At 31.3% G+C, this 9,034-nt stretch carries 6 protein-coding genes; 1 reads left to right on the top strand and 5 read right to left on the bottom strand.

All coding sequences use genetic code 11. The annotated features are described in order from the left end of the window. The 5 genes from U9R42_11900 to secA form a co-directional block, all read right to left on the bottom strand. A partial coding sequence (locus U9R42_11900; GenBank protein MEA3496726.1) for a M43 family zinc metalloprotease occupies positions 1-1,129 on the bottom strand: 1,129 nt, incomplete at its 3' end. 137 nt (positions 1,130-1,266) lie between these two features. After that, positions 1,267-2,442, bottom strand: coding sequence for a M20 family metallopeptidase (locus U9R42_11895; GenBank protein ID MEA3496725.1), 1,176 nt, complete (start codon positions 2,440-2,442; stop codon positions 1,267-1,269). Positions 2,443-2,465: 23 nt separating this feature from the next. Beyond that, complete coding sequence (locus U9R42_11890) at positions 2,466-2,897, bottom strand: SPOR domain-containing protein (GenBank protein MEA3496724.1); 432 nt, start codon at positions 2,895-2,897, stop codon at positions 2,466-2,468. Between the two features lie 49 nt (positions 2,898-2,946). Further along, entirely contained in the window at positions 2,947-3,594 is a 648-nt protein-coding gene (deoC, locus tag U9R42_11885; GenBank protein MEA3496723.1) for a deoxyribose-phosphate aldolase, read from the bottom strand. Positions 3,595-3,605: 11 nt separating this feature from the next. Then, a complete protein-coding gene (gene secA, locus U9R42_11880) occupies positions 3,606-6,926 on the bottom strand; it encodes a preprotein translocase subunit SecA (protein ID MEA3496722.1) in 3,321 nt (1,106 codons plus the stop codon). 859 nt (positions 6,927-7,785) lie between these two features. Here secA and U9R42_11875 point away from each other — a divergent pair. Next, the coding region (locus tag U9R42_11875; protein ID MEA3496721.1) for a hypothetical protein at positions 7,786-9,034 on the top strand (1,249 nt) is incomplete at its 3' end.

Here is a 9,034-nt window from a genome sequence, read left to right as displayed (position 1 = left end):
TCCCTGTTTTAATAATCTTTTCTTCAATTTTATAATCTGCAAAACTACCTTTTAAGATATAAATACCCGGGAGTAATTCAGCAATATTAAAACTTATCACTCCTTTTGTTACACCTTCAATGTTTTTTGTTAAAACAAGTTTGCCTGTAATATCATAAATGTAAAAAGACAAAGTGTAAGGATCCATACTATGGGTTTCAAAATTCAGGATTGTGCGAGCAGGAACAGGATACACATCAACGATAGTGTTGTTGTTAAGTGAATCAAAAAAATTTACACAACCTCTTTCAACAATATTTTCATAACTAACCAAAATCGGTCGGTATTTTTTAATAGCATTTATCATTGCCTTGCCCTGATCTGCTGTAAATAATTTCATACATCCATCAGTTGAATAATCCATAAAATCTTCAATCAGCCGTGTGTTATCGCATTGAACAGGATGTTCACAAAGCGGATAATCAGAGTAAAATTGTAATGAACAAACAGGAGTATCTTCTATTCCGTCATCATCATCACATCCGCCTTCTCCTGTTTCATCTCCTCCCCATGGATGAATTAAATTGAGATAATGTCCAACCTCATGAGTAGTGGTTCTTCCAATATTATAACCATAAGGATTATCACTTTTTTTTCCGAAAAATTGAAAAGTAATTACTATTCCATCACCTTCAAAAAGCGGACCTCCTGAATCATCCGGCACATAGGAATAACCCTGAACATTTTCTAAAGCATCAATTGATTTTACTACCCAAATATTTAAAAAACGCTTTTGATCCCAACGACTCAGATTTTTTGTAAGCATTTCGTTTTCAGAATCAAGTTCTGTCAATTCCGATTTAATGTGATTTATCCCTGTTGTTGGATTTCCATCAGGGTCTTTTTTTGCAAGACAAAAGCGAATCTTCGTATCCTTTCCCCTGTCATCATTATTGTATTTTCCGTAATGACCAAAATCTTCATTTAAAACTTGTATCTGGCTTCGTACCCTTTCATCAGACAGGTTTTCATGCTGACCATCATAAATTACATGAACAACTACGGGAATAATTATAAAATCATCAAAGTTTGAAGAGCGAAAAGAAGCGTTTGAGGACAAGTTGAACTTTGGAAATTTATCTTTATTCATTTCCGTCATTCTGGAAGTGTAGCATATACGTTTTGAATGGGAATTATCAATTCCCTGACCAAAAATATTTTGAAATGAAGAAAATAAAACTATCAATAAAAAAAAGAAAATAATATTTTGCAGATTATTTTTCACTATTACAATGATTTAAGAGCAAGATATGTCATTAATCCAATACTCGTTTTTAAAGAATCTTCATCAACATTAAATGTTGAAGAATGAAGTGGGGAATCAATTCCTTTTGATTTATTTGCTGTTCCAAGACGATAATAAACTGCGGTTTTCTTTAAGGAATAATAGGCAAAATCTTCGGCAGTCATTCTTCTTTCAAGCATAATAACATTCTTTTTGCCTAAGTACTCTTGAGCGTAAATAACAGATTTCTTTGTTTGTTCTTCATCATTAATAAGAACAGGATAACCTTGAATAATTTTAATCTTTGCCTTAGCTCCCATTCCCTTAACAATATTTTCGCAAAGGGAAATAATTAATTTATGTGCTTCCTTACGCCATTCTTCATTAAAAGTTCTAAATATTCCTTCAATTTTTACTTCATTCGGAATAATATTTACAGCACCGTTTAAAGAAGTGATTTTTCCAAAAGATAAAACAGAAGGTGAATTAACATTAGTATTTCTGCTAATTATTGTTTGTAATGAAGTGATGAGTTGAGCAGAAATAACAACAGGATCAATTAGTTTCCATGGCATTGCAGCATGACCGCCTTTACCAAAAACCGAGATATAAAATTCATCGGAAGAAGCCATGTATTCATTTGCTTTAAAACCAACAGTCCCTGTTTCAAGATCGGGGTCAACATGTTGCCCAAAAATAATGTCAACATCAGGATTTTTTAATCCACCTTCTTCAATAATTTGCTGTGCACCTCCCGGGATTTTTTCTTCCGCAGGTTGAAATATTAATTTTATTGTTCCTGTAAACTCTTCTTTTAATTGATTTAAAATTTTCGCAACTGTAAGTAAAGAAGCGGTATGAACATCATGTCCGCAAGCATGCATTACATTTTCTTGAACAGATTTGTAACTAACATCATTATCTTCATTTATTGGTAAAGCATCAATATCAGCACGTAATGCAATTACTTTCCCTTTTTCCTTTCCATTAATTTCTGCAATTATTCCGGTATTCGCAATTCTCTTTACATTTATTCCAATTGAATTTAATTCCTTAAAAATATAATCTGATGTTTCTTTTTCCTGAAAAGATAGTTCGGGATGAGAATGTAAATGCCTTCTTGTTTCAACGGCATTTTTAAAATATTTTTCCGAAAGGGATCTAATTTTTTCAATCATAAGCAAAATAATATCTATTCGTTTTACAATTTCTCTAGTCTTGGCAAATCAATTTTATCAGGGACAAGAATCACAGTATTAAAATTTTCATCTTCAATAAGTTTAAAATACATTTGCTGTGCCTCAACTCTGTTTCTGTAATTTCCAACTCTGATTTTAAAATATGGTCGTTGATAAAGCAAAGTAACTTTTACCTGAGGATAAGTTGTAATAAATTTTGCTTTAACTTCATTAGCCTTTCTTCGGCTTGAACCTGAAAATATTTGAATTCTATAACCATTAATTTTAGGATCTTCTTTATTTAAATCAATTACTCTATTTACCAAAGTATCAACTTTAATATCTCTGATAATATTTATTTTATTTTTTAAACTATCCGCTTGATTGTTCTGATTTTGTGCAACTAAGGCAAAGTAAAAAAAAGGAATAACAAAAGCAAGTATCAATTTTTTCATTTGAATTAAATTTAGAAAGCAAAAAAATTTTAATAACAAAAATATAATTTTATTCTGATACAATTTTAACTCCAGAAGATGTTCCTAATCTATCAGCACCGGCTTTAATAAGTTCTTTTGCAAATTTATAATCACGAATACCTCCTGCAGCTTTAATTTTAATTTTTTTAGGAAGAATTTTTCTCATTAATTTTACATTTTCAATAGTTGCTCCTTCACAATTTACTCCTGTAGATGTTTTTACATAATCCACCTCAATGTCTGCACAAATTTCACAAGCTTTTATAATCTCATCTTCTGTAAGCAAACAAGTTTCAATTATTACTTTTATAGGCTTACTTCTTAAACGGCACAATGTTGCAATTCCTTCAATACCATCTTTAACATGATTATATTCCTTTGATTTGAGTGCTGAAATATTAATTACCATATCAATTTCATTAGCACCGTCTTCAAGAGCTTTTTTTGTTTCTTCAACCTTTGAAGTAATTGACTGATAACCCATAGGAAAACCTACTACCGTTACTATTTTTACTGCTGAATTTTCTAAAATATTATTAGCATATTTTACAAAATAAGGGGCAATACATACTCCCACAAAGTTGTATTCAAGAGCTTCGATACAAAGAGCTTTTATTTGTTCTTTTGTTGCATCAGGTTTTAATAATGTTTGTTCAATATATTTATTAAGTTCCATAATTATTTTTACTATAGTTTTCCGTGACAATGTTTGTATTTTTTACCGCTTCCACAAGGGCAGGGGTCATTTCTACCCACTTTATTTTCAACTCTTACAGGTTCTTTTCTCTGACTTTGAGTATTTGATCCTTCAGGCATTTGAGTCCCTTCAAAATCTCCAGGTCTTGATTCTTTTAAGTTTGACAAATCTGCTTTTTTTGTAGCTTGTCCTTCCTCAACAGCATCAGGGTCTTGTGTAATAATATCTCCTTTAAATATTAATGGTAAAACATCTCTGCTAATTTTACCCAACATTTTTTCAAAGAGATTAAATGATTCTAGTTTATAAATAAGAATCGGGTCTTTTTGTTCATAAGATGCATTTTGAACTGATTGTTTCAAATCATCAAGTTCACGCAAATGCACTTTCCATGCATCATCAATCATTTGAAGTGTTGTAAGCTTTTCAAATGACCGAAGAATTTCTTTTCCTTTTGTTTTGTATGCCTTTTCGAGGTCAACGAGTATCTCCAAATTTTTGTTCCCATCTGAAAATGGAACCACAATATATTTCAGCGTTTTGCCTCTGTCTTTAAAAACATGTTTGATAATAGGAAATGCCTTTTCAGCAATAGATTCTACTTTTCTATTATATTTTTCTTTAAGGTTATCATAAAGTTTATCTACAAGATCATTAATTTTTAAGTCAAAAAAATCTTTTTCCGGAATTGATGATTGCATGGCAAAAAAGCGCATTACATCAAGATTAAATTTGTCGAAATCTCCATCTGCTTTGTGTATTTCTACAAGGTCTTCACATAAATCTACAAGCATATTGTTGATGTCAACTTCTAATCTATCACCGTAAAGCGCATTACGTCTTCTTTTATAAATTACCTCACGTTGCGAATTCATAACATCATCATATTCAAGAAGTCTCTTACGAATTCCAAAGTTATTTTCTTCTACTTTTTTCTGAGCACGTTCAATGGATTTTGTTATCATTGAATGTTGAATAACTTCTCCATCTTCCAAGCCCAGTCTATCCATGTATTTTGATATTCTTTCGGAGCCAAACAATCTCATTAAATCATCTTCGAGGCAAACATAAAATTGTGAAGCACCCGGGTCTCCTTGTCGTCCTGCACGTCCTCGCAACTGCCTGTCAATTCTTCTTGACTCATGTCTTTCTGTTCCAATAATTGCTAATCCACCTGCATCAACAACTCCTTCACCAAGTTTAATATCTGTACCCCTACCTGCCATGTTTGTTGCTATGGTTACATTTGATGTAAGTCCTGCTTCCTTTACAATTTCTGCTTCACGCTGATGTTGTTTCGCATTAAGAACATTATGTTTTATTTTTCTACGGGTAAGTAAGCGACTTACCAATTCAGAAGTTTCAATTGAGGTAGTACCAACCAAAATCGGGTTTCCATTCTTTATAAATTTTTCGATTTCATCAGCAACAGAATTAAATTTTTCCCTTTTGGTTTTAAAAATCATGTCTTGATTGTCTTCACGAATAATCGGTTCGTTAGTTGGAACAACTACAACATCAAGTTTGTAAATCTGCCAAAATTCTCCTGCTTCTGTTTCGGCTGTACCTGTCATACCCGAAAGTTTGTGGTACATTCTAAAATAGTTCTGAAGAGTAATAGTTGCATAAGTTTGTGTTGATTTTTCAACTTTTACATTTTCTTTAGCTTCTATTGCCTGATGCAATCCTTCAGAATATCTTCTTCCATCAAGTACACGTCCTGTTTGTTCGTCAACAATTTTAATTTTGCTGTCAGCAATAATATATTCATTTTCCTTTTCAAACATGGTGTATGCTTTAAGGAGCTGATTAATAGTGTGTATCCTTTCCGATTTAATAGAAAAATCTGTTAAAAGTTCGTCTTCTTTCTTAAGTTTTTCTTCCTCAGAAATGTCTTGTTCTTCAAGTTTTGAAATTTCAGCACCTACATCAGGCATTATAAAGAAATTTGTTTCTTCACCCGATTTAGTTATTAGGTCAACACCTTTGTCAGATATTTCTATTGAATTGTTTTTTTCGTCTATTACAAAAAATAATTCTTGATCTATTTCAGGCATGTGCTTAGATTGCTCCTGAAGAAAGAAATTCTCTGTTTTTAGCAAAAATGATTTTACACCTTCTTTACTAAGATATTTAATAAGTGCTTTGCTTTTGGGCAAACCCCTAAAAGCACGAAGAAGCATCATTGCTGCTTCACTGTTTGTCTTTGCTGTTGGAGAGGTTCCTAATTCTTTTTTAGCAATATTTAAAGCTTTGTTTACAAACTGTTTTTGTGCTTGCATCAATTTTTCAACTCTTGGTTTGAGTTCATAAAAGCGATCTTGGTCTTTGTCGCTTGTTTCCGTTGGACCTGAAATAATTAATGGGGTTCTTGCATCATCAATAAGTACAGAGTCAACCTCATCAACCATTGTAAAATGATGCTTTCTTTGAACAAGGTCTTCGGGGTTTCTTGCCATGTTATCCCTAAGGTAATCAAAACCAAATTCATTGTTGGTACCATAAGTAACATCCGCCAAATATGCTCCTCTTCTTTCTTTTGAATTTGCTTTATAATACTCAATACAATCAACAGAAATACCAAGAAATTCTAGTAAAGGACCATTCCATTCACAGTCACGTCTTGCAAGGTAATCGTTTACAGTAATAAGATGAACACCTCTACTCGCAAGTGCATTTAGGTAAGAAGGGAGTGTTGAAACAAGAGTTTTCCCTTCACCTGTTGCCATTTCGGCAATTTTTCCACGATGCAAAACGATACCTCCAGCAAGCTGAACATCATAATGTACCATATTCCAAACAATAGGAATACCTGCTGCATCCCAACTGTTTTTATAAATAGTTTTATTTCCTTTTATGCTAACGTAATCTTTAGAAACGGATAGGTCTTTATCCCTTTCGGTTGTTGTTACTTCAATAGTTTCGTTTTCTGTAAATCTTCTTGCTGTTTCTTTAACTACAGCAAATGCTTCAGGTAATATTTTATCAAGAACAATTTCAAGCTCTTCATTTCTTTGCTCATCAAGTTTATCTATTTTTCTAAATAAATCTTCTTTTGCTTCAGCATCTAAAGATTCATCTGTATTTATTTTATCATTAATCTCAACAATTTTATCATCAATATTTTTTAAATCATTCGTAATTATTTTTCTAAACTCAATAGTTTTTCCTCTTAATTCATCATTAGAAATGCTTTTATACTCCTCAAAATGCTGATTAATTTCTTCCACAATCGGATTCATGGACTTAATATCCCTATCGGATTTACTCCCGAAAAGAGACCTTAAGAAATTCATTATTATCTTTATCATAATATTTTTAACTCAATAATTCTTTTACGCATTTTTGTTAAAAATGCAAAAATACGCAAAGAAATTCAGAAATAATTTTTCTTTCTAATATAAAATAGAAAGAAGTACTTAAAGTGCCTAGAGTGCCTAAAGTACTTAGAGTTATGTGTTACGAATAAACAGATAACTAAATCCTCCTTCGCTAAAGCTACGGAGGAGAATCTAAACAAATAAACAATTCTTACAACAACCCATAAAGTCGTCATTGTGAGGGAGTGTTCTGACAAAAAAAATGTGATAATTTTACTACTAATTATTAGTTGTCAGAATACGACCGCGACAATCTCGGGCTTTTTAGCAAAGGTAGTCAAAAACAGTCCTCAGTCGGCAGTCCTCAGTCAGCAGTCAAATTCCAAATAAACAAATCAACAGATAAACAAATAAACAATTCTAAAAAACTCAAATTATGGAATCGCTAAAAAATATAAAGTTAAAATTGAACATTTATTTTCATAGCAACTTTCTTTGACTCACCCTCCTGTCCCTCTCTGCAAGCAAAGAGGGATGATACATTTGATTAAATTTCAAAAATATTTTTCAAAAAATCAATTCTGTAAAAAACAACTAATACCAAACAATACTGTGAAAATTTTAACTTTACCGCTTACTCCTTCTTTATTTTTAGAGAAGGCGGGGATGAGTTTATAAAATAAAAAGTTAAAATTTTCACCCACGAAACCCTCAAAACAGCCTTTTGAAAAAAAATCCTATTTTTTCCGTTACCTTTTCACTTTTAATTGTACTAATGAATAATTGAACAATTTTTTTATGAATTTTATTTTAAGTATCTTTGAATTATATTTTCTTTTAGCATAAATAAATGAGAAAACTATTAGTCATATTTTTTTTGATAACTGTTTCGTTAAATTCTTTTGCACAACGTGAAGCAGAAAACTGGTATTTCGGCAAAAATGCAGGAATCAAATTCACAGATACTGGTTCTGTTTCACTAACTAATGGGCAATTAAATACTTATGCGGGAAATGCTACTATTTCTGATAAAAACGGGAATCTTTTATTCTATACTGATGGGGTAACTGTTTATAATAAAACCCACAATGTTATGGATAATGGAACAAAACTATATGGGCATAAATTTTCTTCACAATCTGCTCTTATAATTCCATATCCTTCAAATCCAAATTTATATTACATCTTCACTACAGACAATTATTTCAACAATCATGGTGTTTGCTACTCTATAGTTGATGTTTCGTATAATAATGGAAATGGGAAAATAATATCAAAAAATAATCAAATATTTACAAATGGAGTTAATAAAATGAACGCCATTAAGCATAGTAATAATGAAGCGATTTGGTTAATTACGCATAAGTACCAATCAAAAAATTATGTTGCATTTTTAATTAATAAAAATGGAATTGATATGAATTATATTATTTCTACTGGTAATACAAAACTTGATTTCTACTATGACAAGTTTGGATACATAAAAGTATCACCAGATGCAAAAACAATTGTACATTGCATACCATCTCATAAACATTTGTTTGAAATATGTAATTTCAATAATACTACAGGAGTAATTAATAAATGCTTAACAATAGATATCCCCAATGCTCAGGGCTTTGACAGACCGTATAGTGCAGAATTTTCGCCATCCGGTAAATACCTATATATTACTTGCGAGGGGCAAAACTTTATATATCAATTTAACCTTTCAAAAAAAACAAAATTAGCAATTGAAAACTCAATTAAGATTGTCGGGTACAACTTTTTAAAATATAGTTTACCTCTTTCCCTTCAATTAGGTATTGATGGTAAGATTTATGTTTCAAATGTTAATACACAAATTCAAGGTTCATATTATTTAGGGGTTATCGAATACCCTGAAAAAGAAGATACTTCATGTAATTATATTGAAAACTATTTGTATTTAAATGGCAGAAAAGCACAGGCTGGTTTACCAGTTTTTATCCAATCCTACTTCTTCATCCCTGAATTTACGGCAGATAATTTATGTTTTGGAGATACTACGGTTTTTGGTATTTCAGATACTTCGCATATAGATTCAGTACTTTGGTGTTTTGGGGATAGTATTTCAATAA

Source organism: Bacteroidota bacterium (assembly GCA_034723125.1).
Lineage (GTDB): Bacteria > Bacteroidota > Bacteroidia > CAILMK01 > JAAYUY01 > JAYEOP01.
The sequence above is the reverse complement of the archived record's forward strand: the minus strand, read 5'-3'. Positions and strand labels throughout refer to the sequence as shown.